The 25,551-nt window shown below is 59.5% G+C and carries 27 protein-coding genes, 2 tRNA genes and 1 pseudogene; 16 read left to right on the plus strand and 14 right to left on the minus strand.

The features are described from left to right. Nucleotides 1-58: 58 nt before the first annotated feature. Complete coding sequence (locus tag Ga0074115_RS03420; RefSeq protein WP_060528204.1) at nucleotides 59-1,240, minus strand: trypsin-like peptidase domain-containing protein; 1,182 nt, start codon at nucleotides 1,238-1,240, stop codon at nucleotides 59-61. A gap of 47 nt (nucleotides 1,241-1,287) precedes the next feature. On the opposite strand from Ga0074115_RS03420, the gene Ga0074115_RS03425 reads away from it, so the two are divergent. The 6 genes from Ga0074115_RS03425 to Ga0074115_RS03450 all read left to right on the plus strand — a co-directional run bounded on the left by Ga0074115_RS03425 (nucleotide 1,288) and on the right by Ga0074115_RS03450 (nucleotide 6,090). Next, a complete protein-coding gene (locus Ga0074115_RS03425) occupies nucleotides 1,288-2,040 on the plus strand; it encodes a Nif3-like dinuclear metal center hexameric protein (protein ID WP_232432881.1) in 753 nt (250 codons plus the stop codon). Between the two features lie 312 nt (nucleotides 2,041-2,352). Next, nucleotides 2,353-2,949, plus strand: a complete 597-nt coding sequence (gene petA / locus Ga0074115_RS03430; protein WP_005961934.1) for a ubiquinol-cytochrome c reductase iron-sulfur subunit — start codon at nucleotides 2,353-2,355, stop codon at nucleotides 2,947-2,949. Continuing rightward, nucleotides 2,949-4,190: a cytochrome b gene (locus Ga0074115_RS03435; RefSeq protein WP_005961932.1), complete on the plus strand. Its 1,242-nt coding sequence runs from the start codon at nucleotides 2,949-2,951 to the stop codon at nucleotides 4,188-4,190. Before petA ends, Ga0074115_RS03435 begins: the two co-directional genes overlap by 1 nt. Further along, a complete protein-coding gene (locus Ga0074115_RS03440) occupies nucleotides 4,187-4,927 on the plus strand; it encodes a cytochrome c1 (protein WP_060528205.1) in 741 nt (246 codons plus the stop codon). Before Ga0074115_RS03435 ends, Ga0074115_RS03440 begins: the two co-directional genes overlap by 4 nt. A gap of 130 nt (nucleotides 4,928-5,057) precedes the next feature. Further along, nucleotides 5,058-5,681, plus strand: a complete 624-nt coding sequence (locus tag Ga0074115_RS03445) for a glutathione S-transferase N-terminal domain-containing protein (protein WP_005961928.1) — start codon at nucleotides 5,058-5,060, stop codon at nucleotides 5,679-5,681. A gap of 10 nt (nucleotides 5,682-5,691) precedes the next feature. Then, nucleotides 5,692-6,090, plus strand: coding sequence for a ClpXP protease specificity-enhancing factor (locus Ga0074115_RS03450; protein WP_057956409.1), 399 nt, complete (start codon nucleotides 5,692-5,694; stop codon nucleotides 6,088-6,090). Nucleotides 6,091-6,351: 261 nt separating this feature from the next. On the opposite strand, the gene Ga0074115_RS03455 is transcribed toward Ga0074115_RS03450, so the two are convergent. Further along, nucleotides 6,352-6,681 (minus strand): DUF3301 domain-containing protein, encoded by a 330-nt coding sequence (locus Ga0074115_RS03455; protein WP_057956408.1) that lies wholly within the window; start codon nucleotides 6,679-6,681, stop codon nucleotides 6,352-6,354. A 14-nt stretch (nucleotides 6,682-6,695) separates the two neighbouring features. On the opposite strand from Ga0074115_RS03455, the gene Ga0074115_RS03460 reads away from it, so the two are divergent. Further along, nucleotides 6,696-7,211: an O-acetyl-ADP-ribose deacetylase gene (locus Ga0074115_RS03460; RefSeq protein ID WP_057956407.1), complete on the plus strand. Its 516-nt coding sequence runs from the start codon at nucleotides 6,696-6,698 to the stop codon at nucleotides 7,209-7,211. Continuing rightward, a complete protein-coding gene (locus tag Ga0074115_RS03465) occupies nucleotides 7,211-7,429 on the plus strand; it encodes a hypothetical protein (RefSeq protein ID WP_006474325.1) in 219 nt (72 codons plus the stop codon). The genes Ga0074115_RS03460 and Ga0074115_RS03465 overlap by 1 nt, the downstream gene beginning before the upstream one ends. 16 nt (nucleotides 7,430-7,445) lie before the next feature. Here Ga0074115_RS03465 and Ga0074115_RS03470 read toward each other — a convergent pair whose 3' ends face one another. Further along, nucleotides 7,446-9,593 (minus strand): HAMP domain-containing methyl-accepting chemotaxis protein, encoded by a 2,148-nt coding sequence (locus Ga0074115_RS03470; RefSeq protein WP_060528206.1) that lies wholly within the window; start codon nucleotides 9,591-9,593, stop codon nucleotides 7,446-7,448. A 290-nt stretch (nucleotides 9,594-9,883) separates the two neighbouring features. Here Ga0074115_RS03470 and Ga0074115_RS03475 point away from each other — a divergent pair, with 290 nt between their 5' ends. Beyond that, the gene (locus tag Ga0074115_RS03475) at nucleotides 9,884-10,582 is read left to right on the plus strand and encodes a hypothetical protein (protein WP_057956405.1); all 699 of its coding nucleotides are present in this window, start codon (nucleotides 9,884-9,886) and stop codon (nucleotides 10,580-10,582) included. A gap of 46 nt (nucleotides 10,583-10,628) precedes the next feature. Here the strand turns inward: Ga0074115_RS03475 and Ga0074115_RS03480 are convergent, their stop codons facing one another. The 5 genes from Ga0074115_RS03480 to thiS form a co-directional block, all read right to left on the minus strand. Further along, nucleotides 10,629-11,441 (minus strand): ABC transporter permease, encoded by an 813-nt coding sequence (locus Ga0074115_RS03480; RefSeq protein WP_057956404.1) that lies wholly within the window; start codon nucleotides 11,439-11,441, stop codon nucleotides 10,629-10,631. After that, complete coding sequence (locus Ga0074115_RS03485; RefSeq protein WP_060528208.1) at nucleotides 11,432-12,052, minus strand: ABC transporter ATP-binding protein; 621 nt, start codon at nucleotides 12,050-12,052, stop codon at nucleotides 11,432-11,434. Before Ga0074115_RS03485 ends, Ga0074115_RS03480 begins: the two co-directional genes overlap by 10 nt. Next, on the minus strand, nucleotides 12,049-12,744 hold the full coding sequence (gene trmB, locus Ga0074115_RS03490) for a tRNA (guanosine(46)-N7)-methyltransferase TrmB (protein ID WP_057956403.1): 696 nt from the start codon (nucleotides 12,742-12,744) through the stop codon (nucleotides 12,049-12,051). Before trmB ends, Ga0074115_RS03485 begins: the two co-directional genes overlap by 4 nt. 42 nt (nucleotides 12,745-12,786) lie before the next feature. Beyond that, nucleotides 12,787-13,581 (minus strand): thiazole synthase, encoded by a 795-nt coding sequence (locus Ga0074115_RS03495; protein ID WP_057956402.1) that lies wholly within the window; start codon nucleotides 13,579-13,581, stop codon nucleotides 12,787-12,789. Nucleotides 13,582-13,734: 153 nt separating this feature from the next. After that, nucleotides 13,735-13,935, minus strand: a complete 201-nt coding sequence (gene thiS / locus Ga0074115_RS03500) for a sulfur carrier protein ThiS (RefSeq protein WP_005961880.1) — start codon at nucleotides 13,933-13,935, stop codon at nucleotides 13,735-13,737. Nucleotides 13,936-14,066: 131 nt separating this feature from the next. On the opposite strand from thiS, the gene Ga0074115_RS03505 reads away from it, so the two are divergent. The 6 genes from Ga0074115_RS03505 to Ga0074115_RS03530 all read left to right on the plus strand — a co-directional run bounded on the left by Ga0074115_RS03505 (nucleotide 14,067) and on the right by Ga0074115_RS03530 (nucleotide 19,905). After that, on the plus strand, nucleotides 14,067-15,890 hold the full coding sequence (locus Ga0074115_RS03505; RefSeq protein ID WP_082626848.1) for an AMP-dependent synthetase/ligase: 1,824 nt from the start codon (nucleotides 14,067-14,069) through the stop codon (nucleotides 15,888-15,890). Between the two features lie 61 nt (nucleotides 15,891-15,951). Beyond that, nucleotides 15,952-16,025, plus strand: a tRNA-Gly gene (locus Ga0074115_RS03510). 195 nt (nucleotides 16,026-16,220) lie between these two features. Then, the gene (locus tag Ga0074115_RS03515; RefSeq protein WP_060528209.1) at nucleotides 16,221-18,359 is read left to right on the plus strand and encodes an AsmA family protein; all 2,139 of its coding nucleotides are present in this window, start codon (nucleotides 16,221-16,223) and stop codon (nucleotides 18,357-18,359) included. A 56-nt stretch (nucleotides 18,360-18,415) separates the two neighbouring features. Then, on the plus strand, nucleotides 18,416-19,483 hold the full coding sequence (mutY, locus tag Ga0074115_RS03520; RefSeq protein ID WP_057956399.1) for an A/G-specific adenine glycosylase: 1,068 nt from the start codon (nucleotides 18,416-18,418) through the stop codon (nucleotides 19,481-19,483). Next, nucleotides 19,480-19,749 (plus strand): oxidative damage protection protein, encoded by a 270-nt coding sequence (locus Ga0074115_RS03525; protein WP_005961889.1) that lies wholly within the window; start codon nucleotides 19,480-19,482, stop codon nucleotides 19,747-19,749. The genes mutY and Ga0074115_RS03525 overlap by 4 nt, the downstream gene beginning before the upstream one ends. A gap of 80 nt (nucleotides 19,750-19,829) precedes the next feature. Then, nucleotides 19,830-19,905, plus strand: a tRNA-Phe gene (locus Ga0074115_RS03530). Between the two features lie 61 nt (nucleotides 19,906-19,966). Here Ga0074115_RS03530 and Ga0074115_RS03535 read toward each other — a convergent pair. Genes Ga0074115_RS03535 through Ga0074115_RS03550 form a run of 4 tightly spaced genes read right to left on the minus strand, consistent with a single transcriptional unit; the run spans nucleotide 19,967 to nucleotide 23,523 of the window. Next, entirely contained in the window at nucleotides 19,967-20,914 is a 948-nt protein-coding gene (locus Ga0074115_RS03535) for a tetratricopeptide repeat protein (protein ID WP_057956398.1), read from the minus strand. Continuing rightward, nucleotides 20,892-21,923 (minus strand): MlaD family protein, encoded by a 1,032-nt coding sequence (locus Ga0074115_RS03540; RefSeq protein ID WP_060528210.1) that lies wholly within the window; start codon nucleotides 21,921-21,923, stop codon nucleotides 20,892-20,894. Before Ga0074115_RS03540 ends, Ga0074115_RS03535 begins: the two co-directional genes overlap by 23 nt. Further along, a complete protein-coding gene (locus Ga0074115_RS03545) occupies nucleotides 21,920-22,726 on the minus strand; it encodes a P-loop NTPase family protein (protein ID WP_060528211.1) in 807 nt (268 codons plus the stop codon). The genes Ga0074115_RS03540 and Ga0074115_RS03545 overlap by 4 nt, the downstream gene beginning before the upstream one ends. Further along, the gene (locus tag Ga0074115_RS03550) at nucleotides 22,723-23,523 is read right to left on the minus strand and encodes an MlaE family ABC transporter permease (protein WP_005961901.1); all 801 of its coding nucleotides are present in this window, start codon (nucleotides 23,521-23,523) and stop codon (nucleotides 22,723-22,725) included. Before Ga0074115_RS03550 ends, Ga0074115_RS03545 begins: the two co-directional genes overlap by 4 nt. Before the next feature lie 149 nt (nucleotides 23,524-23,672). On the opposite strand from Ga0074115_RS03550, the gene Ga0074115_RS03555 reads away from it, so the two are divergent. Next, the gene (locus Ga0074115_RS03555) at nucleotides 23,673-23,918 is read left to right on the plus strand and encodes a CDGSH iron-sulfur domain-containing protein (RefSeq protein ID WP_057956492.1); all 246 of its coding nucleotides are present in this window, start codon (nucleotides 23,673-23,675) and stop codon (nucleotides 23,916-23,918) included. Nucleotides 23,919-23,948: 30 nt separating this feature from the next. Here the strand turns inward: Ga0074115_RS03555 and Ga0074115_RS03560 are convergent, their stop codons facing one another. Further along, on the minus strand, nucleotides 23,949-25,184 hold the full coding sequence (locus Ga0074115_RS03560) for an FMN-binding glutamate synthase family protein (RefSeq protein ID WP_232432882.1): 1,236 nt from the start codon (nucleotides 25,182-25,184) through the stop codon (nucleotides 23,949-23,951). Nucleotides 25,185-25,248: 64 nt separating this feature from the next. Further along, nucleotides 25,249-25,548: pseudogene (locus tag Ga0074115_RS17205) on the minus strand (Rieske (2Fe-2S) protein); the annotation flags it as partial. Nucleotides 25,549-25,551 lie beyond the last annotated feature (3 nt).

Below are 25,551 nucleotides of genomic sequence, written 5' to 3' on the forward strand. Positions count from 1 at the left end.
ATATTCCTTGTGGATTGAGGCCTTCCCTGGATTGTAGGCGAAGCTGTGGTTAGGCGCTTTATTCCCTGGTGGGGGAGGTAGTGGGACGCGGCTGTGAGATGGCTGTCGCCTCAATGGGGGTGTTGCCGCGCCAGCCGCCGATATGTAGCTGTTTACCTGGCGCTGTGCCGGCGATCAGCTGCAGCAGCTCGTGGGAGTTTTTCGGGGCGATGCCGTTGATGCTTGTGATGACATCGCCCGGGGTGAGTCCGGCCTGATCGCCGGGGCCGTCCTCCAGCACGCCGGTGATCAGCACCCCTTCCACCGAGCGCAGGCCAAACGCTTCGGCTAGCTCTTCGGTGACGTCCTGGCCCTGGATGCCGAGCCAACCACGCACCACCTCGCCAGTGGCGATTAGTTGGCGCATGATGCCTTCCGCCAGCTCAAACGGGATGGCGAAGCCAATGCCGTGAGAGCCGCCGCTGCGGGAAAAGATGGCGGTGTTGATGCCGACCAGCTCGCCCCGGGCGTTGACCAGTGCGCCGCCGGAGTTTCCGGGGTTGATGGCGGCGTCAGTTTGGATGAAGTTCTCGAAGGCGTTAATCCCCAGGTGGTGGCGGCCGGTGGCGCTGACTATGCCCATGGTGACGGTCTGACCGACGCCAAACGGGTTGCCGATGGCCAGCACCACGTCGCCGATGCGGCGCTTTTCCGGATCGCTGATGGGGATCGCCGGCAGGTCGGGTTCGCCGTCGATCTTCAGCAGCGCCACGTCTGATTCCGCGTCGCTGCCGATGATGCGCACTGCCACGTTGTGGCCGTTGCGCAGCACCACTTTGATCTCGTCCGCCTCCTCGATCACGTGGTGATTGGTCAGCAGATAGCCATCCGGTGTGATGATGACGCCAGAGCCGAGACTGGTCTCGCGGCGCTTGCGGGTCTGATCGGGTAGCAGTCTGCCAAAGAAGTGTTGTAGCAAGGGGTCGCGAAACCGTAGCGACTGAGTCTCGGTGGTGATCTTGGCAGTGTAGATGTTGACCACCGCAGGGGCTGCGGTGGCAACCGCATCCGCATAGGAGAAGGGGCCGCTGGCGGTGGGAGGCTTGGCTGGTGGTTCTGCTGATGCTTCGGGCTGGTTGAGGTGTGGCGCCTGCGGGCTCGGCTCTCGAAGTCCAGGCAGCAGAAATAGAACCACGATCGCCGCGGCGAGGCCGGCGGTGAGCGATGTCATTAAAAATGAGGCGAGTTTGCGGATCTTCATCGGGCAGGTAATCTAGCAGCCCTTTAATCGGGAACAGGGGCGTGCGCATGGTCGATCTGAATGAGCTTGAATCATACTGCAATGCACAACTCGGGGCGAATGAATTTGATGACTACTGTCCCAACGGCGTGCAGGTGGAGGCGGCACAACAGGTCCGGCGCCTGATGGTCGGGGTAACCGCCTGCCAGGCGCTGATCGATGCGGCGGTGGAATGGAGGGCGGATGCGTTGCTGGTGCATCACGGCTTCTTCTGGAAGGGGGAGGCCGCGCCGCTGCGAGGCATCAAAGGGCGGCGTATTGCCAGTCTGATAAAAAATAATGTCAGCCTGCTGGCCTATCATCTGCCGCTGGATGCCCATCCGGAGTGGGGCAACAACCGCCAGTTGGCGCGGGTGCTAGGGTTGGCGTCGGCTCAGAGTACCCCCGCCGGCCGGGGGCTGGTGTGGCAGGCGGAGTTGTCCCGGCCGATAAGTGGGGTGACGCTGGAGCGGCAGATCGCTCAGGCGTTGGGACGAACTCCGCTGCATATTGATGCGGCGGAGAGGATGATTGGGAGGATTGGTTGGTGCAGTGGCGCAGCCCAGGGCTTTATCGAGGAGGTGGCGGATCTCGGTCTGGATGCCTACATTTCCGGTGAGATATCTGAGTCGACAGTGCATCTGGCGAGGGAGCGGGGGATCCACTATTTTGCCGCTGGGCATCATGCCACTGAGCGTTATGGTGTGCAGGCGTTGGGCGAGCGCCTGGCAGAACGATTTGAGCTGGAGTTGAGTTTTATCGATATCGATAGCCCAGCGTGAGCTCTTGCTGGGGGTGTTGGTTGGTACTTTAAAGAGTCCTAACATACTGATTCTTGGCCTCTTGCGGCGGAATTGGGATAGGTGTGCCCGCCTGGCAGCAGGCCTGGGTGGAGTGGCATGTCGTTGATACAGAACAGAAGTTACTCGGATTTACCTGCGTCCAGCCTTGACCTGTCGCGGTGCATGTTGGAGAATGCGCGGTCAATTTTTGGGGTTTATTCAGCATATTCTAATGTCCTGAACGGCGGGGCTGCCGAGCTGCCTTGTGGCACAAGGTATTGGTGGTTCGTCCAGAAACTCGGGGAGTAAAAAATGAGCGCAGATGGCGTGGATTTGGGAAAGCGGCGTACACTTACGCTCGCGACAAGTGCAGTCGGGGCGGTTGGTGCCGGCTTCGTGGTTTATCCTTTTCTGGCGGCTTGGTCCCCCAGCGAGAAGGCGAAGGCGGCTGGCGCGCCGGTAGAGGCCGATATCGGCAAGCTGGAGCCCGGCCAGATGATGCGCGTCAAATGGCGCGGTAAGCCGGTCTGGGTCGTGTATCGCACGGAACAGAATCTGAAGGACCTGCCGACTCTGGATGCTGCGTTGCTGGATCCCGCCTCCGATGATACCGGCCAGCAACCCGACTACTGTAAGAACCCCGCCCGCTCCATCAAGGAGAAATATCTGGTGGCGGTCGGTATCTGTACCCACCTGGGTTGTTCTCCGACCTACCGCCCCGATGTGGCGCCGGCGGATCTGGGTGCCGAGTGGAAAGGTGGCTTCTTCTGCCCCTGCCATGGTTCCCGGTTCGATCTGGCCGGCCGCGTCTACGCGGGCGTGCCGGCTCCGAAGAATCTGGAGATTCCCCCGTACCAATACCTTTCCGATACCAGGATTCAGATCGGTGCTGATGGAGGTGCTTCCTGATGAGCATGATGCAGAACTTCGTCGGCTGGATCGACGATCGTTTTCCGATGACCAAGGTGTGGAACGAGCACCTGGCGCAATACTACGCACCGAAGAACTTCAACTTCTGGTACTTCATGGGCTCCCTGGCGATGCTGATGCTGGTGAACCAGATCCTCACCGGTGTCTGGCTGGCGATGAGCTACAAGCCCGACGCGGGGTTGGCCTTCGCCTCCGTCGAATACATCATGCGTGATGTGGAGTGGGGCTGGTTGATCCGCTATATGCACTCCACCGGCGCATCGGCGTTCTTCATCGTCATCTACCTGCACATGTTTCGCGGGCTGATGTACGGTTCCTATCGGAAGCCGCGTGAGCTGTTGTGGGTCATCGGTGTGATCGTCTACCTGGCGATGATGGCCACCGCCTTCATGGGCTACCTGCTGCCCTGGGGTCAGATGTCTTACTGGGGGGCGCAGGTTATCGTCAACCTGTTCTCGGCGGTGCCGGTGATCGGTCCCGACCTGGGTGTCTGGATCCGTGGTGACTACGTCATCTCCGACGCCACACTGAACCGATTCTTCGCACTGCACTTCCTGCTGCCGTTCGTATTGGCTGCGTTGGTCTTCATTCACATCGTCGCCTTGCACAAGGTGGGTTCCAACAACCCCGACGGCATCGAGATCAAGAAGGGTCCAAAGGGCAACAAGTGGAGCGATACAGCACCGGCTGATGGTATCCCCTTCCATCCCTACTATTCGGTGAAGGATATCGCTGGTGTGGCAGGTTTCTTGTTCCTGTTCGCGGCGGTGATCTTCTTCGCGCCGGAGATGGGTGGCTACTTCCTCGAGCACCCCAACTTTGAACCGGCCAACCCGCTGAAGACCCCTGCCCACATCGCGCCGGTCTGGTACTTCACGCCGTTCTACGCAATCCTGCGTGCAGTACCTTCGATTGCAGGTTCTGCCTTCCCGGGTGTTGTTGCCATGTTCGGTTCGATCCTGGTGATGTTCTTCCTGCCCTGGCTCGACCGGAGCCCGGTCAAGTCGATCCGTTACAAGGGTGGCCTCTACAAGGTGGTGCTCGGACTGTTCGTAGTGGACTTCATTGTGCTTGGCTACCTTGGGACTCAGCCGACCACCGACCTGTACAAGCTGATGGCGCAGATCGGCACCATCTACTACTTCGCTTTCTTCCTGCTGATGCCCATCTACTCCAAGATGGACAAGACCAAGCCTGTTCCTGAGAGGGTGACCCAATGAAAAAGCTGTTTTTTGCATTTCTGTTGGCTGCGGCGCCTCTCATGGGGTTTGCCAGTGGCGGTGGCGTACACTTGGATGACGCCGATATCGACCTGAGCGACGAGGCTTCGCTGCAGCGTGGTGCGAAATACTTCGTCAACTACTGTCTGAGTTGCCACTCGGCCAAGTTCCAGCGCTACAATCGCATGGCAAGGGATCTGGGGTTGACCGAAGAGGAGGTCAAACAGAACCTGATGTTCACTACCGACAAGATCGGTAACACGATGACCATCGCGATGCCGCAGGAGCAGGCGGAAGCATGGTTCGGCACCGCTCCGCCTGATCTGAGCGTGATCGCCCGGGCGCGTGGTGTGGATTGGCTCTACACTTATTTCCGCAGCTTCTATGTGGATGAGTCGCGGCCTTTCGGTGTCAACAACATCGTCTTCCCCGATGTAGGCATGCCTCACGTGCTGTGGGAACTGCAAGGTCCGCAGAAAGCGGTGTTCCGCACCGAGCAGGATGCGGCGGGCAACGAGACCCATGTCTTCGATAAGTTCGAGCAGATCGCCCCTGGCAAACTGAGCCCGGGCGAGTATGACGATGTGGCGCGTGATCTGACCGCTTTCCTGAGCTATGTTGGTGAGCCGATCCAGATGAAGCGTAAGAGCATGGGCATCTGGGTGCTGCTGTTTATTGCAGCCTTCTTTGTGCTCGCTTATATGCTCAAGAAGGAGTACTGGAAGGACGTCCACTGAAACCGTTGATACGGTAATTCTGAAAAGGGGCGCGCAGTTGTTGTATACTGTGCGCCTTTTTCGTTTAGTTTTTGCTGGCGGGTGGAATTGCTGAAGCGGTTTCTCTCGCGGTTATTTTGGAGAGGAATCAATGGCGGCGGTTGCGAACAAACGTTCAGTAATGACCCTCTACTCGGATCCCCAGAACCCCTATTGTCACCGTGTGCGGATGGTGCTGGCGGAGAAGAATATCACCTTTGAGATCAATGACATTGATCCGCTCAACATGCCCGAACAGTTGATGGAACTGAATCCATACGGCACTCTGCCGACGCTGGTGGACCGGGATCTGCGGCTGTATGAGTCACGTATTATCATGGAGTACCTGGACGAGCGATTTCCTCACCCGCCGCTGCTGCCGGTGGATCCGGTTTCGCGCTCCACCTCGCGTTTGCTGATGTACCGGGTCGATTACGACTGGTACCGGTTGATGGATGTGATCCTGGCCGGCAAGAAAGACGCGGCCAAGGCTCGCAAAGAGCTGCGTGAGAGCCTGATCGCTACCTCTCAGGTGTTTGCCGCTAAGGCGTTCTTCATGAGTGACGATTTCACTCTGGTGGATTGCTTGATCGCTCCACTACTGTGGCGTCTGCCGGTGCTTGGTGTCGATATCCCTGCTTCGGCCAAGGGCCTGCATGAGTACGCCTCGCGCCTGTTTGCGCGTGAGTCGTTCACCCAGAGCCTCTCCGAGGCGGAACGCGAGATGCGGGGCTGAAAAGTTACTGATGACCTCGAACCGTCCCTATCTGATCCGTGCCCTCTACGAGTGGCTGGTGGACAATGCTCTGACCCCCTATCTGCTGGTAGATGCCGATCATGAGGCGGTGGAGGTGCCGCGGCAGTTTGTCAGCGAAGGCCGGATCGTGCTCAACATCGCTCCAGATGCGGTGGTGGGTCTAGAGCTGGGCAACGAGTGGATCAGCTTCAGTGCCCGTTTCGCCGGTCATCCGCAGGCGATTCTTGTGCCGCCGGCTGCGGTGCTGGGTATCTATGCCAAGGAGAATGGCCAGGGCATGCTGTTTCCAGAAGAACCGGAGCAGGAGCAGGAGCAGAAGGCGAATGCGGATGATAAGCCGGAGCCTCCCAAGCCGGGCAAACGGCCTGCTTTGAAGGTTATCAAATAGCGCCTGTTCAGAACCGTCGTTAATTCAATTTGTGTGGACCCCATCCTCAGGGGGGCGATTCGGCAAAGCCCTGTCGTTGAAGCCTGCTTATCATGGAAGAAGTCCGAGTGAGCATAGATATCGATAAAGGCAGGGGTTTAGTCCGCAAAAAACGCAGATGAACGCAATAAGAGCCCGTTGACAACGGGCTGAAGTGGCGTAACTGGATTTGCACAATAGTCGCGTTGTTTGCGGATTATCGTTTTAGCTGGTCATCTGCGGTCAATGCAATAGTTCGGAATGGGACGTCTCGGGTATCTCGATCTGCAGCAGTTCGGTGTGGCTGCCGAGCATGATGATATAGCCGGTGAGACGCCCGCTGCCCTCCAGGCTGTAGTCGAATTCGTAGAGGCGGCGGAACTTGAGGCCGCTGCGCAGCCAGCGCAGGCGGAGTCGACGCAGGGCCACGGTCTGATCGAGGAACTGCACGTCGTGTGATTCGCAGGCACGCTTGCTGATCCGAGTGGCGATCTCCCGCACCTGCAGGCTGTCGCGCCAGAACCAGATTAGCAGCAGGATCAGTAGCAGCAGATTCAGGGTGGTAAAAGACATCAGGGAGCCTTGTTGTGGGTCAGATCCAGATTGTACAGGGTGACATCACCCGGCTTGAAGTGGATGCCATCGTGAATGCGGCAAATAGTTCGCTGTTGGGCGGTGGTGGAGTGGACGGAGCGATACATCGTGCAGCGGGTCCCGAGCTGTTGGCCGCCTGCCGGCCTTTGGGCGGCTGCCCTACCGGCGAGGCACGCATCACTCCGGGGTTCCAGCTGCCGGCCAGGTGGGTGATACACACCGTCGGCCCGGTATGGCGTGGCGGAGATCAGGGCGAGCCGGAGCGCCTGCAGGCCTGCTACCAAAACTCCCTGCAACTTGCTCGCGAGTATGAGGTGCGGACGATTGCCTTTCCGGCCATCAGCACCGGAGTCTACGGTTACCCGAAACAGGCAGCGACCAAAATCGCACTGGAGGCGATGAGAGGAGCGGTAAATGATTTCGAGCGAATCATCGCCTGTTGTTTTAGTAGCTCTGACGTAGGCCGCTATGTCCGGCTCTGCTCGGAGTGTGAAGTGGAGAAAGAGTGATGTTTGCCTGGCTTGACCGGATTCCCCTGCACATGATCGTCTTGCCAGCGTTGCTGCTCGGCTTCGCACCTTTTGTGCCCGAGCCCCACCTGTGGGAAAAGCTCAAGATGTTGGCGGCGGGCAGCCTGACCCGCCCCATCGACATCTTCGATCTCTGTATGCATGGGACGCCTGCGCTGTTACTGGTGATCAAGCTGCTGCGTGGTGAGCGGGGTTGAACGCTTTGGGGCAGGATTAAAATAGCTCGATATCAGCGCGCTTTGTTTGGCGCTTCTGCGTCGGCTCAGGTAGAGGCGCAAGTCGGGCTTGCTGCGGACTGTTCTCCTGGGGGGGCGATTCCTCGGGTGTAAGCAGAAACTGCTTTACCAAGTCCTGCAGTTGAGCGGCCATGATGGTGAATTCGTTGCTCGATAGCGAGGCTGTGTTGGCGGTGTCTGCGGTCTGCTGGGCGATTTGATTGATGTTGGCGGCTCGGTTGCGGATCGAGTCGGAGTTGCGTGTCTGATCTTCGGTGAGGTGGGCGATCCCTTCGTTCATCTCGGTGATGGTGGTCACTGATTTGGTGATCGACTGCAGCGCTTCACCGGCGGTGACGGCCATTTCAACACTCTCCTGGGATTTCTCGGCGCCGCGCTTCATCGTCTCCACCGCCTCTCTTGATCCGCGTTGCAGGGATTCAACCTTGCGCTGGATCTCATCGGTTTCGGCATGAATTCGCTCAGAAAGGGTGCGCACCTCGTCGGCCACCACCGCAAATCCACGACCATGCTCGCCGGCACGGGCGGCCTCAATGGCGGCATTCAGCGCCAGTAGATTGGTCTGCTCAGAGACGGTTCTGATGATGGCGATGACGGTGCCAATCGACTCGCTGTCCGCCTCGACTCGTTGGATCACGGTGGTGGCGCCATTGACTTCGCTGGCCAGCTCCTGGATTGAGGCGACGGCCTTTTCCACGATCTCCCAGCCGGCGTTTGCATCTTCACTTGCTTGGTGGGCGGCCTGGGCAGCAGCATTGGTTGCCACCTGCTCTGCGGCGGCGGAGAGTTCGTTGATGGCGCTGCTGACATCGCTGATATTGCTCTGTTGTTCGGATGCCTGTGTCTTGCTCCGCTGGGTGGCGAGATTCATCCGCTTTGACTCCTCGGCGAGGGAGTTTGACGAGATGATAACCAGGTCGATCACACACTTGATCTTTTCGACAAATTGGTTGAATCCTCCTGCGAGTGCGGCGATCTCGTCCTTGCCGCTATCGTCCAGACGTTGTGCCAGGTTGCCACTCCTGGCGACATCGAGCATCGCATGGACTGCCTGGTTGACCGGCTCAGTGATCAGCCGGCTGATGAACCAGACTACCAGCAGAGTGATCAGGATGCCGCCAGGAATCAGGGTTATGGTCATGGTGATGACCGCGGCGGAGTTTTGCAGCAGATTCTCGCTGGTTTGGGATATCTGGTCGCTGTTGTATTTGACCAGTGCCTCAATGATGGAGTCGAGCTGCTGTTGTAGCGGTGCGACCTTAGTGCGGATCAGCTGCACATCACGCCGCCAGTGTTCTCCGCTGTGTAACCTGATCAGGCTCTGCAGCGGGCTTTCGATTGCCTCTCTTGCGGCCTCTAGCTCAAGCAGTGCTTCCTCTACCTCGAGTTCCAGCTCCTCCATTTTTGCGAGTCCCTGTTGACTGCCCTTGAGGGATTCCAGGTAGGCGTGGATGTTCTCGATCTGGGTGCTCTGGCGAAACGTCAGATAGGCGCGTATCTCATTGGCGACTTTCAGCCAGAGTGACTCGATTTTGGCTGTCTCATGGAGAATGTGGTGGTAGTGCTCCATCTCCTCCTGACTATCGATCTCATCACTATAGTCAGTCAGGCTGAGTCGAAGATTGGCGAGTACTGCGCTGGCCTGGCTGGTGATCGGGGAGATGTTTTGTCGCGCATGGGCGTAGCCAGGGATCTTCAGCTCGGTATTGTCTGCGATGTGAAACAGGACCTTGTTGAGCTTGATGAGCTTGTCGATGGTGGCCTCAGCATCGGTTACCCATTGAATCGCCTTTTGATTGGAGTCGGCCGCAGAGAGTTTCGCCAGCTGTGCCAACAGATTGTTGGCCTGGCTGATGTCGCGTTGATAGGCTGCCTTATAGTGAGGTTCGGAGCTCAACAGGTAGAGGCCGAGGTTGGCGTAGCTCTGCTTCAGTTGAGTCTGCAGCTCCTTTGAGATCAGCGCGGCGGGCTGATTCTTTTTCACTACACTGTCAATCTCAGCGCCCAGTTTGTTTACATTCAGGTAGGTGATGCTACCAAGTGCGATTAGCACAGCGATGACGATCGCTGAGCCACCCCACAGCTTCTGGCTGATGGTAAATTTCTGAAACTGTTTAGAGATCATAATCGTACAATTCTGGGTCAGGATTTTTGTGCCTATTGGGAACTAGCGACTGCTCTTTTCTCTTCTTTAGGAACCGTCGCAATCGCGCAGGAGCGGGTAGGTGCGCTGATATGCTGGGATAGGTGCAAAAATGTGGGCTATCACGCGGTTCTGTCTGATAAGGATGGGGTAGTCTTGCGCTGACGGGGGTCAGACCACTCATGGCGCAGTAGCAATGCTACTGGCAGCGGTCGGGGATCCGTGAAAGATCAACACTCAGGATCAACGGCGGGCCAGCTATGAATGAGGCAATGAACACCATTTTCCAGTTTGTCGGTTACCTTGCGGCGCTGGCTGCGGCTGCCTTTGTAATCGCAAAAATTCTTATCAGGTCTGCCCTGGCGAGAAACCTGGCCTCGCACAAGACTCGTCTGTGGCGGCAGCAGCAGCAGGAGATGAGTGACCATAAAAGAAAGGTCGATGCGCTGTTTCGCCAAGCCACCCGGATCCATGAGCGGGAGCTGGACGCGCTTTCCGGGGCCTGGGGACGGCTTATCAACGCCATGAGTAGCGCCGAGCTGACCATGGAGAAGTCAGAGACCGGTATTGATTTTGACGGGATCAGCAATGACAAGCTGGCCGAGTTGATGGATGGGCAGGGTTTCAGCGATCGTTCCAGGAAGTTGTTGATGGCCTCCGATGACAAGCGGGAGACATATCTCGAACTACGTAGGAACAGACGTGTGGAGCTGGCTTTCGCTGCGGTCAGAGAATTCCATGAGTATGTGCAAAAAAACAGCATTTTTCTCAGCAACGATCTGAAAGAGCTGTTCATCGCGATTGACAAGATGCTGATGCAGGCGATTGCAAAAACGGATTGGGAGCTGGGTTTTGAGCTGCCTGCTGGCTGGACGAATCCCTTCAAACAACTGGTCGAGGAGCTGCAGCCGCAGCTTGATGAGCTGAGCGGCCTGATCCAGAAACACATCGCCCAAGAGAAGATGGTTTAGTTGCAGGGCTGATCGAACACTGTTCGGCTGCAAATCTGGCAGCCCGTTAGTGCTTCTCCGAAATCCTCTCCCTGAGCCGTCCAAGGCGCAGCCGCTGGCGCTCATCGAACAGCCGTCGGGAGCCAGTCCAGACCGCCAGGGTCGCGCCGAAGCCGGTCCCCGATGAGATCAGCAGCATGATCAGGATCTGATACTTGGCCGCCTCTAGCGGCGGACTGCCAGCAAGGATCTGGCCGGTCATCATCCCCGGCAGGCTCACCACCCCGGCCGCTGCCATCGCATTGATAATCGGAATCATGCCGGCGCGCAAGGCGTTGCGGCGGATCTCACCGATTGCCTCCCGCCAGGAGTGGCCAAGCATCAGCCGTGCCTCGATCTGACTGCGCTGCTCCCAAGCAGTTTGGGTCAGCCGGTCGAGGCTGACTGCAATCCCCGACATGGTATTGCCCAGCTGCATGCCGAGCAGCGGGATCAGATACTGCACCGAGTACCAGGGCTCGACACCGATGATCACTGTCAGCGCCAGCAGGGTGACGCTGAATGAGGAGATGAACATCGACAGGGTGCCGATGCCGATACCCCAGATGCCGGTAAAGCCGCGATGCTGGCGCGCCATCACCTCGTATCCCGCCACCAGCAGCATGAATAGTGCCAGCGCGGCGATGAAGAGTGGATCCGACTGGGCAAACAGGCTCTTTAGTACCAGCCCAAGCAGCAACAGCTGCACCACCGTGCGAGCTGCCGCAATCAGCAGCCGCCTCTCAATTCCCAGCGCAAGCCGCTGCGAGAGCAGTGCAGTGAGCAGCACCAGGATTGCGGCGATGGAGAGATCGAGAGGGGTGAGGCTGATCAGCTCCATGTGAATAGCTCCAGGCAACCCTGTTTGATCTGATAGTGGCGATTGCCCACCCGCTGCTGCTGTTCAGGATCATGGGTGATCCAGATGGCGCTGCATTGGTGCTGTTGACGCCACTCGCTCAGCAGCCGCTCGACCCGTCGGGTGTTCTCTCGATCGAGGTTTGCTGTGGGCTCGTCGAGCAGCAGGACCTTGGGGTGATTGGCTAGTAGGCGCAGCAGCGCCAGACGCTGGCGTTCACCGCTGGAGAGGCGTGATACGCCCCAGTCGGGAGAGTCGGCGGGGAGTTGCAGGGCGTTGAAGGTTGCACGGCCAGGTGGTTCGAAATGATCGCGAACTCGCTCGCCCCACCAGGCACTCTCCGCCGGCAGCAGGGCGACTTGGCGGCGCCACTCGGTTGGTTCCATCGCTTTACTGGAGCATCCATCCAAAACCATCTCGCCCTGATGTGGGTCGAGATCGGCGATGGCCCGCAGCAGCATCGATTTGCCGCAGCCGGAAGGGCCGTTGAGGGTGATGCACTCGCCGGCCCGCAGCTGCAGATCGAACGGCAGCAGCAGCGGTGTGCTGAAGCGGTGTGCTGAAGCGGTGCAGGGAGAGCAGCGACATCTCAGACGCAGCGTGTGAAGATCAGGTCCCAGACGCCATGGCCGAGGCGCTGGCCACGTTGCTCGAAACGGGTCAGGGTGCGATTCTCCGGGCGTGGGGAAAAGTTGCCAGGGCCGGCAGCATTTGCAAAACCCGCAGTGGAGGAGAGTACGCTCATCATATGCTCAGCGTATTTCTGCCAGTCGGTGGCCATATGCAGGTAGCCGCCGGGATGCAGTGCCCGATGCACTAGCTCGGCGAACTCGGGCTGCACGATGCGCCGCTTGTGGTGCCGCCTCTTCGGCCAGGGGTCGGGAAAGAAGAGCAGCACTCCGGTCAGTGAACCGGCAGGGATATGCTGGCGCAGCAGCTGCATGGCGTCGTCCCGCAGGATGCGGGCGTTGTGCGACTCCTGCTCAGCCAGCTTCAGCATCAGGCTGCCGACACCTGGGCCGTGCACCTCAACACCAAGGAAGTTGTTCTCTGGTTCTCGGTCAGCATTTTGCGCCAGCGCATCGCCATTGCCGAAACCGATCTCAAGGATCACCGGTCGCTGGTTGCCGAACAGCTTGTCGAAATCGAATAATCCATCAGGGGCTTGGCAGCCGTAGTGCGGCCACAGCTCATCGAAGGCGCGTTGCTGGGCCTGGGTCATGCGTCCCTGACGCAGGATATAGCTGCGAATCGGCCGGTGCTTTAAAGAGTTGGTTTCGGACATCGGGATGGGACTCCGGCCGCTTTGCAGCCGGAGTGGCTTGGGTTAGAAGAACAGGCCGTCCAGTGGTGAGGAGGCAGAGGCGAAGCGTTTGGCTGGCATACGCCCGGCTAGATAGGCCTCGCGGCCCGCTGCTATGCCCTTCTTCATGGCCGAGGCCATCAGCAGCGGATCCTGCGCAGCGGCGATGGCGGTGTTCATCAACACCCCGTCGCAGCCCAGCTCCATCGCCACTGCGGCATCGGAGGCGGTGCCAACGCCAGCGTCTACCAGGATCGGCACCCTTGCGTTCTCGACAATGGTGCGGATGTTGAGGCGGTTGCGGATGCCTAGCCCGGAACCGATCGGTGCGGCCAGCGGCATCACCGCGCAGCAGCCCAGCTCCTCCAGGCGTTTGGCCATGATCGGGTCGTCGTTGGTGTAGACCATCACGTCGAAGCCGTCCTTGATCAGCTCCTCGGCGGCGCTGAGGGTCTGCACCACGTCGGGGAAGAGGGTCTTCTCGTCACCCAGCACCTCCAGTTTGACCAGGTTGTGGCCATCGAGCAGCTCGCGTGCCAGACGGCAGGTGCGTACCGCGGTCTTGGCGTCGTAGCAGCCGGCGGTGTTGGGCAGATAGGTGAACTCGCTCGGCGGCAGCACCTCGAGGATGTTGGGCTCGTCTTTGTTCTGGCCGAGGTTGGTGCGACGCACCGCGATGGTGACGATCTCGGCGCCACTGGCGTCGATGGCGGCACGGGTCTCCGCCATGTCCTTGTATTTGCCGGTGCCGACCAGCAGGCGCGAGGTGAATTCGCGTCCGGCGACGCTGAAGCTGTCTTTTGGGGTATTGTTTGACATCAGGTTTTGATCTAACTGTGTATTGGCTTTTAGGCTGGCGTGCGGCTTGAATCAAGGCGTCACGAGCAACCTTCCTTGGTGGGCTAGTTCGGCCCGCGATCCCTGTCGGGCGTTCGTCTCGCTGCGTTTGTCCGCTGGACAAACGGTCGCTTCTCACCCCCCGCCGACGGCGTGGATGATCTCGATACGGTCTTGCTCATTGAGGGTGTGGCCGTCGAAAGCGGAGCGAGGTACCAGCTCTTCGTTGACCTCGACCGCGATCCGCTGACCGGTCAGTGAGAGTAGTTCAACCAGGTTCGCCATATCTGTCTGGTCGGGGATTTGCTTTTCCTCGCCGTTTACGTAAATCTGCATCTCGTTTGTCTCAGATGAATAAAACGCAGGTTGCGGGGTGGGTTAAAAGGGAGGAGTTTACACTAATCCACCAAAACTAGAACAAGCGGGCCATATCGCGACATACCGGTATGTTTTCTGCGGGGGGGAGTGTGTTGCAGCAATGGAGTGAGGATCTTATTTCACCCGAGGGGGCGGGCACCCTGGACGGCCTGTTTCTGCAGCGGGTGCGGCGCAGCCCGGAGGGAATGGCCTATCAGGCCTTCGATCGAGGGGCGAAAGAGTGGTGGGGTTTGACATGGGCTGAGATGGGCAGGGAGATCGCCCGTTGGCGCCAGGCGCTGCTGCAGGAGGGATTGGAGCCTGGAGATCGGGTAGCGCTCCAGCTGCGCAACTGCCCCGAATGGGTGATGTTTGATCAGGCGGCGCTCTCCCTGGGTTTGGTGACGGTGCCGCTCTACACCGACGACCGGGCCGAAGCGGTCGCTTATATCCTGCAGGATGCGGTGGTCAAGCTGCTGCTGGTACAGGATGCCGGACGCTGGCGGCGCATGGTATCGGCATTGCAGGGGGTGGAGACGCTGCAACGGGTGGTGGTGCTGGAGGGCGCTGAGCAACTACCTGAGTCGTCCCTGCATCAACGGGTTCGAGCCGCCGGGACCTGGCTGCCTGAGAGTGGGCCAGCATTGCAGCCGCGTAGTGCAGACCCCCATAGCCTTGCCTCGATCGTCTACACCTCCGGCACCACCGGGCGACCGAAAGGGGTGATGCTGAGCCATTGGAATATGTTGTCGGTGGCGCATGCTTCGCTGACGGTGGTCGACTGCTACCGGCAGGATCTATTTCTCTCCTTTCTGCCGCTCTCCCACACCCTGGAACGGACCGCGGGTTACTATCTGCCGCTGATGGCCGGTGCGACGGTAGCCTACGCCCGCTCGGTGACGCAACTGGCAGAAGATATGCAATGCATCCGTCCCACCGTGATCATCGCTGTGCCGCGTATCTTCGAGCGGATCTATGCACGCCTGCAGGAGCAGTTGAAACAGCGTTCGTTGCTGGCTCGGGGGCTGTTCCGGCTGACCCTGCACTGCGGCTTCATCCAGTTCGAATATCAGATGGGACGGCAGGGCTGGTCGCCGAAGTTGCTGCTGATGCCGCTGTTGCGGCGTCTGGTGGCCGACAAGGTGCTGGCGCGTCTGGGCGGACGGCTGCGCGGGGCGATTAGCGGTGGCGCCGCGCTCTCCCCCGATGTGTCGCGTTTCATGCTGAGTCTTGGTCTGCCGATCCTGCAGGGGTACGGCCTGACCGAAACCAGTCCGGTGATCAGTGTCAATCCGATGGATAACGTCAAGGTTGACAGTGTTGGTGTGCCGTTACGGGGGGTTGAGGTACGCATTGGTGAGAATGACGAGTTGCTGGTGAAGACTCCGGGCAGGATGCTCGGCTACTGGAACAACCATGCCGCCACCGCGGAAATGATCGATGCCGAAGGTTGGCTGCATACCGGTGATCAGGCGCGCATCGATGAACAGCGCCACATCTACATCACTGGCCGTCTCAAGGATATTCTGGTGCTCTCCAACGGCGAGAAGATCCCACCCAGCGATATGGAGATGGCGATCGCCCTCGATCCGCTGATCGAACAGGTGTTGGTGGTGGGTGAGGGCAAGCCCTATCTGGCCGCGCTGTTGGTGGTGAATGCCGATCTGTGGGAGGGGCTGGCCCGGGAGTTCGGGTTCGACCCGGAGCAGCCACAAAGTCTGGATGACGCTGCCCTGCAACAGGCCTTTATCCAGCGCATTCGCAGTGCGCTGAAGGACTTTCCGGGCTACGCTAAGATTCGCCGGGTGGCGTTGCTGCTGGAGCCCTGGAGCGTTGAGAATGGTCTGCTCACGCCGACGCTCAAGGTCAAACGGCCCAAGGTGCTGAAGCGCTATGCGGAACAGATGGCAGCGCTCTATAGCTCAGAGCACTAACGGCGCTTGTCGCTTTTTAATGTTGCGTGTCATCGATTGGCTACCTAGAATGGGCACCTCAGCGGGTGTAGTTCAATGGTAGAACTTCAGCTTCCCAAGCTGACTACGTGGGTTCGATTCCCATCACCCGCTCCAATCCTCGGCTGCAAGCCTCTGCAGTGCAACGATCCGTTTTCACCTGAACATCCAACTATTCTGCACCAGCTAAAGCAGGGTAAAGCAAGGCTCGATCTGTGGTGGAATTGTGCTACACATCCAGACAGGGCTGAGTAAGGATGGTGGAAAACGCAAGCCAGATTTTCGACCAGAAATTTTTAGAGGGAGAATGAAATGGGGAAGGTCTTGAAGATTGTTGGCGGACTAATTGGCCTAGTGGTGGTGTTGATCATCGCTGCAGTGCTGGCGATACCGATGGTTGTGGATCCCAACGACTATAAACAGGAGATCATCAGCCAGACGAAGTCCGCCACCGGCAGAGACCTGAAGATCGATGGCGATATCGGCCTGTCGATCTTTCCCTGGCTTGGGGTCGAGATTAACGGGCTGCATCTTAGTAACGCCAAGGGATTCGGTGATACTCCCTTTGCCGAGGTCAGGCATCTCCAGGTGCGGGTCAATCTGATACCGCTCATCTTTACTCAGTCATTGGAGATCGACAAGGTAAAGCTTGCCGGACTTAAGCTGAACCTGGCAAAAAACAGTCAGGGTGTCAGCAACTGGGATGATATGACCGGGGGGCAGTCCGAAGAAGCCTTGGCCTCTACTGAACCGGCAGGTGAAGCGCCTGCCGATACCACCGCCGGTGGCGGTCTGCAGGGGCTGTCGATCGGTGGTGTGGCGATCTCTGATGCGCATATTGTGTGGGACGATCAGTCCACCGGCGAACATTTTGAAGTCAAGCAGCTGTTGCTAGAGACCGGCGCGATGGCTCCCGGTCGGGCGGTGGATATGCGCCTCGCGCTAGGCCTCGACAGTGCCCAGCCGGCCCTGCGTAGTGAGTTTGATCTGCGTGGCAGACTGATGGCCGACCCGGCACAGGGCAGCTTCTCAATGGAGGCGCTTGAGCTACTGCTGAAGGTGAGCGGCGAGGGTCTGCCCAAAGCGGGGGTGAAGGCAAAGCTCAGTGCCGATCTCTACCTCAATCAGGCACAAGATCTGCTGGAGGTGAAAAATCTGCTGCTGAGCTCTGAAGATCTGCGCCTCAGTGGTGCGATCAATGGCCAGGCCATCAGCAGTGCTCCACGCTTTGATGGCCAACTGAAACTGGCGCAGTTCAGCCCCCGCAACTGGATGCAGAAGTTTGACCTGCCACTGCCGCAGACGGCGGATCCTAGCGTGCTGGGCAAGCTGGCGATGGCGCTTGTGTTCGAGACTCAGCCGCAGCGGATCGACCTGAAAAACTTTGAGATGCAGCTCGATGAGAGCCAGATCAAGGGTGATTTTACTTTGATCGATCCAGCCTCTCCGGCCTATCGATTCCACCTTGACCTGGACAAGATCGATGTCGACCGCTACCTGCCACCGGCCGTAGACAAGCCAGAGAAAAAGCCGGTTGCGAGCAGCAAAGACAGTGGTGATAAGCCGCTGTTTCCGGTGGAGCTGCTGCGCAAGCTCAAGCTGGATGGCACCCTGCGGGTCGGCAGCATTAAGGCCAACAATATCCAGGCTGAGGCGATCAAGGTGGTGATCAAGAGCAAAGGCGGTCAGCTGCATATCGACCAGCAGGTGGGGCGTTTCTACAACGGTCAACTGAAAGGTGTGCTGGATCTGAATGTGAAGGGCAAGCAACCGACGCTGAAGATCAAGCAGAGCGCCAGCAAGATCCAGGCCGGGCCTCTGGTGAAAGATCTGACGGGACAGGATCGTTTCGATGGTGTCGGCGGCTTCAGCGCTAATCTCAGTAGCCGCGGCCAGACCCTGACCCAGCTCAAGCGTGGCCTCAACGGCAATCTCAAAATGGAGTTCCTCAATGGTGCGGTGAAGGGGGTCAACCTGGCAAAGATGTTGCGGGATGCCAAGGCGCGACTCTCCGGCAAGAAACCGACGAACTCAGTCGAGCCGGAGCAGACAGACTTCTCTGAGCTGACCGCCAGCGCGGTGATCCGCAATGGTCTGCTCACTAACAAGGATCTGCTGGCCAAATCCCCCTTCCTGCGGGTAAACGGCTCCGGACGGGTCGATCTGGTTGGAGAGAGCCTCGATTATGTGGTTAGGCCGGTAATCGTCAGTACCACCAAGGGGCAGGGCGGCGAGGGGCTGGATGATCTGAAAGGAATTCCAGTGCCGGTCCACCTCAAGGGGCCCTGGTCCAAGCTCGACTGGAATATCGATCTGGGCAAGGTGCTGGCCGAAAGCCAGAAGGCGAAGCTGAAAGAGACGCTGAACAAGAAACTTGATGGCCAGCTCAAAGATAAGCTGCCGGGTGGGCTGCAGGATAAACTTAAAGGGGGGCTGAAAGGCCTGTTCTAAACCCAGGGTCGGGAGTTTGCAGGGCGGCCTTCCAAACTCCCGACTGATCTCTCTGAATGAATCCTTCTGAATTTTCCAAGCAAGTCATCGACTGGCAACAGCGTTGCGGGCGTAATGATCTGCCCTGGCAGGGCAGTGGCGATCCCTACCGGGTCTGGGTCTCTGAGATCATGCTGCAGCAGACTCAGGTGGCCAAGGTGATCCCCTATTTCGATCGTTTCATGGCGCGTTTTCCCGATCTGGCCAGCCTGGCTGCTGCTGCCGAAGATGAAGTGTTGCACCTCTGGTCCGGGTTGGGCTATTACGCTCGGGCACGTAATCTGCGTAAGGCGGCCGAGGTGGTGCAGGGGCATTTCTCGGGCCGTTTTCCTGAGGCTATCGAGGCGCTGGAGAGTCTGCCGGGGATCGGCCGCTCCACCGCTGGGGCGATCCTCTCACTGGCCCTGGGACAGAGCCAGCCGATTCTCGATGGCAATGTCAAACGGGTGCTGGCGCGTCACTTCATGGTGGAGGGGTGGCCTGGTCGCAGTGCGGTGGCAAAACGGCTCTGGGAGCTGACCCGGCAGCTCACCCCACAGCAGGAGGCGGCGGCCTACAATCAGGGCATGATGGATCTGGGGGCGACCATCTGCACCCGAGGCATTCCCCGTTGTGATCTCTGCCCGCTGGGCGACAGCTGTCAGGCTCGCGAGCAGGGATGCCAGCTGGCGTTTCCCGAACCACGCCCCGCAAAGACCTTGCCGGTCCGCTCGACCCGTATGCTGCTGGTGCAGAATGGTGCTGGGCTTGTGTTGTTGGAGCGGCGTCCGCCGGTGGGTATCTGGGGCGGTCTCTGGAGTCTTCCGGAGTGCCCGCCGGATATTGATCTGCGAGCCTGGTGTGAGGCGCATTTTCGCGCCGAGCTGAAACAGATCCGCGAGTTGCCTGCGCGTCGCCACAGCTTCTCCCATTTCCATCTCGACATCACGCCACTCGAACTGCAGCTCAAATTCCCTGACAATTGTGTCATGGATGCTGCCGCGCGGGTCTGGTATAACCCCGCGATGCCTGATGAACGGGGACTGGCTGCGCCAGTAGCCCGAATCATCGAAGAGTCCAGCCAAGCGAGAGGAGAGAGCCGATGAGTCGTATAGTGCAATGCGTTAAATTGAAGCGGGAAGCGGAAGGGCTCGAGCGTCCAACCTATCCGGGTGAGCTGGGGCAGCGGATCTTCGACAACGTCTCCAAAGAGGCCTGGCAGGAGTGGCTGCGCTTTCAGACCATGCTGATCAATGAAAACCGCCTGAGCCCGGTCGACCCCAAGGCGCGCAAATTTCTCGAACAGCAGATGGAGAATTTTTTCTTTGGTGAAGGGACCGAGCTGCCGCCCGAATTTGTTCCCCAAAAGTGAGCTGGTGGTAGCAGAAGAAAATCGCGGCTGGCCTCTTGACTAACTGCTGCAAGATCGCTGTAATACGCGCTCTCAAACGCGGCCAGGTAGCTCAGTCGGTAGAGCAGGGGACTGAAAATCCCCGTGTCGGCAGTTCGATTCTGTCCCTGGCCACCATATAAGATAGAGGCCCGCAGCTTATCGGCTGCGGGCCTTTTTCGTTTCTGGCCGACCTATTTCACTCTGTCTGCAAGCGCCCGCGCCAGGCCTCCATCTCATCAAGCTTCGCCTGCTGATCGGTGTGCTGGTAGAGCCGTATTAGATCCTCCACCACAGCCAGGGTGCCGCTGCGATCTGTCAGCCACAACCGTATCGAGAGCGCACGCTGCAGCAGGCTCTCCGTCTTGTTCCAGGCGGCTTGGGTGATGTGGATGCGGGCTTGGCTGTGCAGTGTGGTGGCGATGCCGCGCCGGTCGCCGGCCTTGCGGTAGAAGTCGAGGGCGAGCTCATACTGGAGCAGGGCCTCTGTCTCGCGGCCGGCGCTCTGCTGTAGTTTTCCGCGCAGCCGGTGTAACAACCCTTCCAAGGCCGGGCGGCGCCTGAAGAACTCCTCATCCAGCGCATTGTCGAGCCGCTCCAGCCACAGCGGGGCGTCGGCTGCGTCGATCTCGCAGGCGATGCTGGCACGGCTGGCGAGTGCGCTCATCGACTCGTCTGTGAGTTTTTGGCTCAGCAGTTGTTTGTCGTTGAAGCTGGGCAGGATCGGTTCGAGGGCCGCGATGGCGTCGGCATGATTCTGTTGTTTGAAGGCGAGGGAGGCGCGTAGCAGGTTGATGCGTGCGCGGTAGCGATGCAGGTTGGCGGCCTCGACCAGGCGGGTTAGCTCCAGCAGACGCTGTTCGACCGCCGGGTAGTTGCCGATTGCCAGTGCGGTTTCGATCAGGTTGATCGAACTCTGGGCGATGCCATCTAGGTCATCCACGCTGCGGTAGAGTTTGAGTGCCTGGGAGAACTGGCGAGCGGCGGTGCGGTAGTCATTGTTATTGTAGGCGCGGGTGCCACGTTGCAGTTCACGTTCACCCTGAATCTGCGTCTCCGGGCGCAGGTCGGGGGTACCGACGCAGCCGCCCAGGCCGAGTAGGAGCAGAATGAGCCAGAAGAGGCTAATCGATGATGGGATGGACATCGATCATCTTCTCCTCCTCGGTGGGACGGATCGCCGAGGAGACGGGCCAGACCCGCTGCAATCCCTCCAGGGTGCGGTCGGTAGACTGCAGCATCAGCTGCAGGTGGGTGACCAGGTCGGGCAGTTGCTGGATCTCCATGTTGATGGTCTGCATGGAACTGTTCATCTGGCCGACCAGCTGGCGGGAGTCGGCGATCAATCCATCCATCTGATGGGTCATGTTCTGGGTCTCCCGGGAGAGGGCGACCATACTCTCTAGCACTGGCTTGAGTTCGCTGACGCGATCACGGGTCTGCGCCATGGTCTGCTCCATGTGCGTCACGGTGCGGGTAAAGCTGCGCTCCAGCCGCTGGTCGTAGATGGCACGGCCGAGCACCCCCTTGCCAGAGTTGACCTGATTGGTGAGGTCTCGCAGGTTGGCAACGGTGGTGTTGATCCCCTCAGCCGTGGCGGCGATCTGTGCCGGGTCGATGGCGCTGACCACCCGCGCGATGCCGTCCAGGGTCTGGCGCACCTTCTCCATGATCGGTGTCAGCTCATTGAGCAGTTCATCGGCGCTCATCGGCTCCTCGATTAGGATGGTGGAACCGTCGCGCAGCATCGGTAGTTGCGGCGAGCCGGCACTGATCTCGATCACCGCAGTACCGATGATGGCCAGCTTGCTCAGTGCACCGCGGGAGTCCTGCCGGATCAGGTTCTGGAACCCTTCGTAGACGAAAAAACTGATGTGGATGCGGTTGTCAGCGGCGATGCCGATCGACTGTACCCGGCCGACCTCGATCCCAGAGACCTTGACCAGCGAGTCGGTGGCGATGCCCTGGGCGTTACGCAGGTAAGTGTGGTAGGTGATGCGGTTCTCGAATAGGTGGGTGGTCTTGCCCTGCACCACCACCAGACCGATCAACAGGGCCAGCGCCACCATCACAAACAGACCGGCCAGTCGCTCCCGCAGGGTGTAGTTGAGGCGGTGGACGTAGTGTATCTGCTGATGTTGCGGTGCCGGGGTCATTGAGCCTCACTAAAGATGTCGCGCTGTGCTCTCTGCTGATGAATGTAATAGCGGACGACATCTTCAGGACTGGAGACAAAATCCTCCCAGTTGTGAAATGAGAACCATCCTGAGCGACTGTGAAACAGTACCCGCCCGGCGTAACGGTGCACCAGTTCCGGGTCGTCGGTGGAGATGATCAGGGAGATTTCAGGGAATAGCTGCGGTACCCGTTGCAGCAGGAAATCAGCCAAATGCTGGCGGGCTGGCCGGCTCAGGCCGAAGAAGGGGTTGTGGGCGAAGAGCGCCTTGGGGCACAGCATCAGCGCCCGGGCGATGCCCAGATGACGCTGCTGCAGCGGTGTCATATAGGCCGGCAGCAGGCTGTGGTCCATCTGTCCCTGCATGGCGCCGAGCAGGGCCTGCTCACGCAGGGCGATGGTTTGCTCGTCGTCCTGCTGGTGGTAGTGGGCTGCCAGCTTCAGGTTGTCCAGGCCGCTGAGCACCGAGAGCAGCGGGATGGCGTGATCTACATAGCCTAGGCTCTGGCGCAGTTGCTGCCAAGGCAGGGAGAATGGCGCATCGCCGATGGCATCTCCCAACAGGATTTCGCCACGGCTTATGGGCTCGACCGCGGCCAGAATGCGTAGATAGGCGCGCAGCGCCTCAGGCTCTTCGCCGAGCAGAAAGATCAGTTCGCCGCGATGAATGCGTAGATCCAGCGGCAGGCAGGGTTCGCCGTTCGGCTGATGCTTCGGACAGGCGGCCTGGACCTTGATCAGCAGATGCTCGTCGGCGCTTATTGAAGGCTCTCGGTCGCTCATATCAGAATCAGCACAAACACTCCGTCGAGCACAAATACCATCACCAGGGAGTTGACGATCGCCTTCTGCGTCACCTGTGGGACCTGGGTGACCGACTGGCCGACACTCAGCCCTTTCAGGCAGGCATTGGCGCCGATCACCAGGCCGAACAGCAGGTTTTTGATGAAGAACAGCAACAGATCGAGGGGTTCAAAGGCGGATACCACGGCAAACAGGTATTTGAAGTTGGAGGTCGATTCCAGTAGTGCTGCTAGGGTGATGCCGGTGACCAGGGAGAAGGCGGAGAAGTAGATCGCCAGCACCAGCTGTGCGATCACCATGCCGATCAGGCGTGGTGAGACAAAAAAGGCGTGCACGTCGATGCCAAGCAGTTCCAGCCCCTCCACCTCCCGGTTGAGGCTCATGTTGCCCAAGTCGACCGCGATGGCCGAGCCGGAGCGGCCGATCATCACGATGGCGGTAAGCAGAGAGCCGAACTCCAGCGCTACCAGATTTGCCAGCAGGCTGGCCACATCGGCCTCCTGGCCAAACACCTGCGCGGCGAAGATCAGCTGGGTGGTGACGCTCAGCCCCACCGCCAGAGCGAGGATGGTGATGGTGGGCAGGGCATCGATGCCAGAGAAGATCAGCTGGGTGATCGAGGCGGCACGGCTGGCGCGGTTGAACAGCCCGCCGCGGTTGCGCCAGCTGCGCATCACCGCCATCACGAAGACCACCAGATCGATGATATAGAGCAGGTAGTTGAGGGAGCGTCGTCCGAGCAGACTGATCAGGTTGAGTGAAGCGGTTTGGGACATGATGGGGTGTGGTGAAGCTCTTTTGTTTACAGACTATAGTGCCTTTTGTGTTCGCTACTTGTTATTGGCGGCAGGCGGGTTGGGAACTGTGAATCCAATCAATATGCCGGGTAGAGTTGGTTGATGTTTGAGATCAGAAGGAGTGTGTTATGGAGAAAGCCAAAGTCGCAGCGTCCCAACCGGTGAGTGTCGAGTTGGACGAGGGCAGAGAATACTGGTGGTGTGCCTGCGGGCGCTCTCAAACCCAGCCGTTTTGCGACGGCTCCCACCAGGGAACGGGCATAAATCCGCTGGGCTTCAAGGCCGACAAGAGCGGCGAAGCCTGGCTCTGTATGTGCAAACAGACGAAGACCCCGCCCTACTGCGATGGGAGTCACGCCTCGCTTGAAGAGTAGCCGCTGAGCCGGGTCTGTTGTCGCAGTCGGTTAGCCGCGGTCGGTGTTGAGGATGGCCTCTGCTTCTAGGGAGAGAGGGATAAGGTCGTGTGGGCCCAGCTGCGGGAGTGAGTCATAGCCCATGATTCGCAGGTAGCCGGCGAGGATCTCCCGGCTGCCATTGAGAAAGTTGCCAACCCGCTCTGCCCCTTTGTCGATATCGATGCGCCGACGCAGTTCGGCCTGCTGCGAAGTGATGCCTACCGGACACTCGTTGGAGCCGCAAGCGCGGTAGTATTCGCAGCCCAAAGCAAACAGCGCCGCAGTGGCTAGGGCACAGGCATCGGCGCCCAGCGCCAGCGCCTTGAGCATCTCATCGGGGGTGCGGATGCTGCCAGTGGCGATCAGACTGACCGGGCGCTCCGGGTGTTGCCGATTGTGTGCATTGATCAGCCGCCGTGCAATCGGCAGCGCTTTCACCAGTGGCATGCCGAATTGATCCCGCACATGCACAGGGGCGGCACCGCTGCCGCCGCCAAAACCGTCGATGGTGATGAAGTCGGGTTGCAGCGAGAGCGCCGCCTGGGTGTCTGTCATGACATCGTTGGCGGCAAACTTGATGCCAATGGGGCGCTCGCCGCCATCCAGGGCGCGAATCTCTTCGATTCGCCGAGCGAGCCCTGTGAGACTGTCGATATCGGGAAAGCGGGCCGGCGAGTGGGCGCTGGTGCCCGGCGCGAGCCCTCTAACCTGGGCGATCTCACCCTTGACCTTGCCGCCGGGTAGTTCGCCACCCAGGCCGGGTTTGGCCGACTGCCCCAGTTTGATCTCCAGCGCATCGGCGAGGAGGATATTCTGCTCATTCCAGCCGAAGTAGCCGCTCGCCATCTCGAGGATATAGCGCTTCGCCGCCTGCCGCTCCTGCGGCAGCAGGCCGCCCTCGCCGGAACCGATCAGGCTGTTGGCCGCTGTTGAGCCCTGTGCCAGGGCGATCTTCGCCTCCTTGGAGAGCGCGCCAAAGGACATGTGGGAGATGTAGACGGGCAGCGCTAGTCTGAGTGGTCTGCCGGCGCCTTGGCCGATGCTGACGGCGGTCTGCACCGTCTCCTCTGCCAGCCTGGGGAGTTGCTGCAGCTGTCCCGCCTTGAGGTGGAAATGGCTGAAGTCGATGAACTCGGAGAGTTGCTGGGGTGGCGCGCCCATCGCCTCGACGGTGGGTCGGCCTCCCTTGGCGAGGCGTTTGATCAGGGCATGGCCGCGCATCCTGCTGCCAGCGTCGCCACTCACCCTGATAGCCGGAGAAGCTGGCCGTCGGCAGCGGCGGCACCGCATCGGCATCTACATAGACCCCATCGTCGCGCAGTTCGGCGGGAAAGGTGGCGATGCGGTCGTGGGGGTTGTAGGGGGATACGCCGGTTTCCAGGTCGAAGTTCCACTGATGCAGTGGGCAGATCGCCTCGCCGTTCTGCACCCGACCACGGGATATCTGCCCCTCCCGGTGCGGACAGCGGTCGTCGAGGGCGTAGACCCGGCCCTGATCGAGAAACAGCGCCAGTGGACGGCCGTTGACCACCACCCGGTGGCCCTCGCCCTCACGCAGTTGCTGGAGATCACAAACACGTGTTGGTTGCTTCATCCTGCTCTCCTCCATGGT

The sequence above is a fragment of the endosymbiont of Ridgeia piscesae genome, assembly GCF_001443665.1.
In the GTDB taxonomy this organism is placed as follows: Bacteria; Pseudomonadota; Gammaproteobacteria; order Chromatiales; family Chromatiaceae; genus Endoriftia; species Endoriftia persephonae.

Coding starts and splice junctions, on each gene's coding strand:
- Ga0074115_RS03420 (WP_060528204.1), bottom strand. CDS start 1,240: ATGAAGATCCGCAAACTCGCCTCATTTTTAATGACATCGCTCACCGCC.
- Ga0074115_RS03425 (WP_232432881.1), top strand. CDS start 1,288: ATGGTCGATCTGAATGAGCTTGAATCATACTGCAATGCACAACTCGGG.
- petA (WP_005961934.1), top strand. CDS start 2,353: ATGAGCGCAGATGGCGTGGATTTGGGAAAGCGGCGTACACTTACGCTC.
- Ga0074115_RS03435 (WP_005961932.1), top strand. CDS start 2,949: ATGAGCATGATGCAGAACTTCGTCGGCTGGATCGACGATCGTTTTCCG.
- Ga0074115_RS03440 (WP_060528205.1), top strand. CDS start 4,187: ATGAAAAAGCTGTTTTTTGCATTTCTGTTGGCTGCGGCGCCTCTCATG.
- Ga0074115_RS03445 (WP_005961928.1), top strand. CDS start 5,058: ATGGCGGCGGTTGCGAACAAACGTTCAGTAATGACCCTCTACTCGGAT.
- Ga0074115_RS03450 (WP_057956409.1), top strand. CDS start 5,692: ATGACCTCGAACCGTCCCTATCTGATCCGTGCCCTCTACGAGTGGCTG.
- Ga0074115_RS03455 (WP_057956408.1), bottom strand. CDS start 6,681: ATGTCTTTTACCACCCTGAATCTGCTGCTACTGATCCTGCTGCTAATC.
- Ga0074115_RS03465 (WP_006474325.1), top strand. CDS start 7,211: ATGTTTGCCTGGCTTGACCGGATTCCCCTGCACATGATCGTCTTGCCA.
- Ga0074115_RS03470 (WP_060528206.1), bottom strand. CDS start 9,593: ATGATCTCTAAACAGTTTCAGAAATTTACCATCAGCCAGAAGCTGTGG.
- Ga0074115_RS03475 (WP_057956405.1), top strand. CDS start 9,884: ATGAACACCATTTTCCAGTTTGTCGGTTACCTTGCGGCGCTGGCTGCG.
- Ga0074115_RS03480 (WP_057956404.1), bottom strand. CDS start 11,441: ATGGAGCTGATCAGCCTCACCCCTCTCGATCTCTCCATCGCCGCAATC.
- trmB (WP_057956403.1), bottom strand. CDS start 12,744: ATGTCCGAAACCAACTCTTTAAAGCACCGGCCGATTCGCAGCTATATC.
- Ga0074115_RS03495 (WP_057956402.1), bottom strand. CDS start 13,581: ATGTCAAACAATACCCCAAAAGACAGCTTCAGCGTCGCCGGACGCGAA.
- thiS (WP_005961880.1), bottom strand. CDS start 13,935: ATGCAGATTTACGTAAACGGCGAGGAAAAGCAAATCCCCGACCAGACA.
- Ga0074115_RS03515 (WP_060528209.1), top strand. CDS start 16,221: ATGGGGAAGGTCTTGAAGATTGTTGGCGGACTAATTGGCCTAGTGGTG.
- mutY (WP_057956399.1), top strand. CDS start 18,416: ATGAATCCTTCTGAATTTTCCAAGCAAGTCATCGACTGGCAACAGCGT.
- Ga0074115_RS03525 (WP_005961889.1), top strand. CDS start 19,480: ATGAGTCGTATAGTGCAATGCGTTAAATTGAAGCGGGAAGCGGAAGGG.
- Ga0074115_RS03535 (WP_057956398.1), bottom strand. CDS start 20,914: ATGTCCATCCCATCATCGATTAGCCTCTTCTGGCTCATTCTGCTCCTA.
- Ga0074115_RS03540 (WP_060528210.1), bottom strand. CDS start 21,923: ATGACCCCGGCACCGCAACATCAGCAGATACACTACGTCCACCGCCTC.
- Ga0074115_RS03545 (WP_060528211.1), bottom strand. CDS start 22,726: ATGAGCGACCGAGAGCCTTCAATAAGCGCCGACGAGCATCTGCTGATC.
- Ga0074115_RS03550 (WP_005961901.1), bottom strand. CDS start 23,523: ATGTCCCAAACCGCTTCACTCAACCTGATCAGTCTGCTCGGACGACGC.
- Ga0074115_RS03555 (WP_057956492.1), top strand. CDS start 23,673: ATGGAGAAAGCCAAAGTCGCAGCGTCCCAACCGGTGAGTGTCGAGTTG.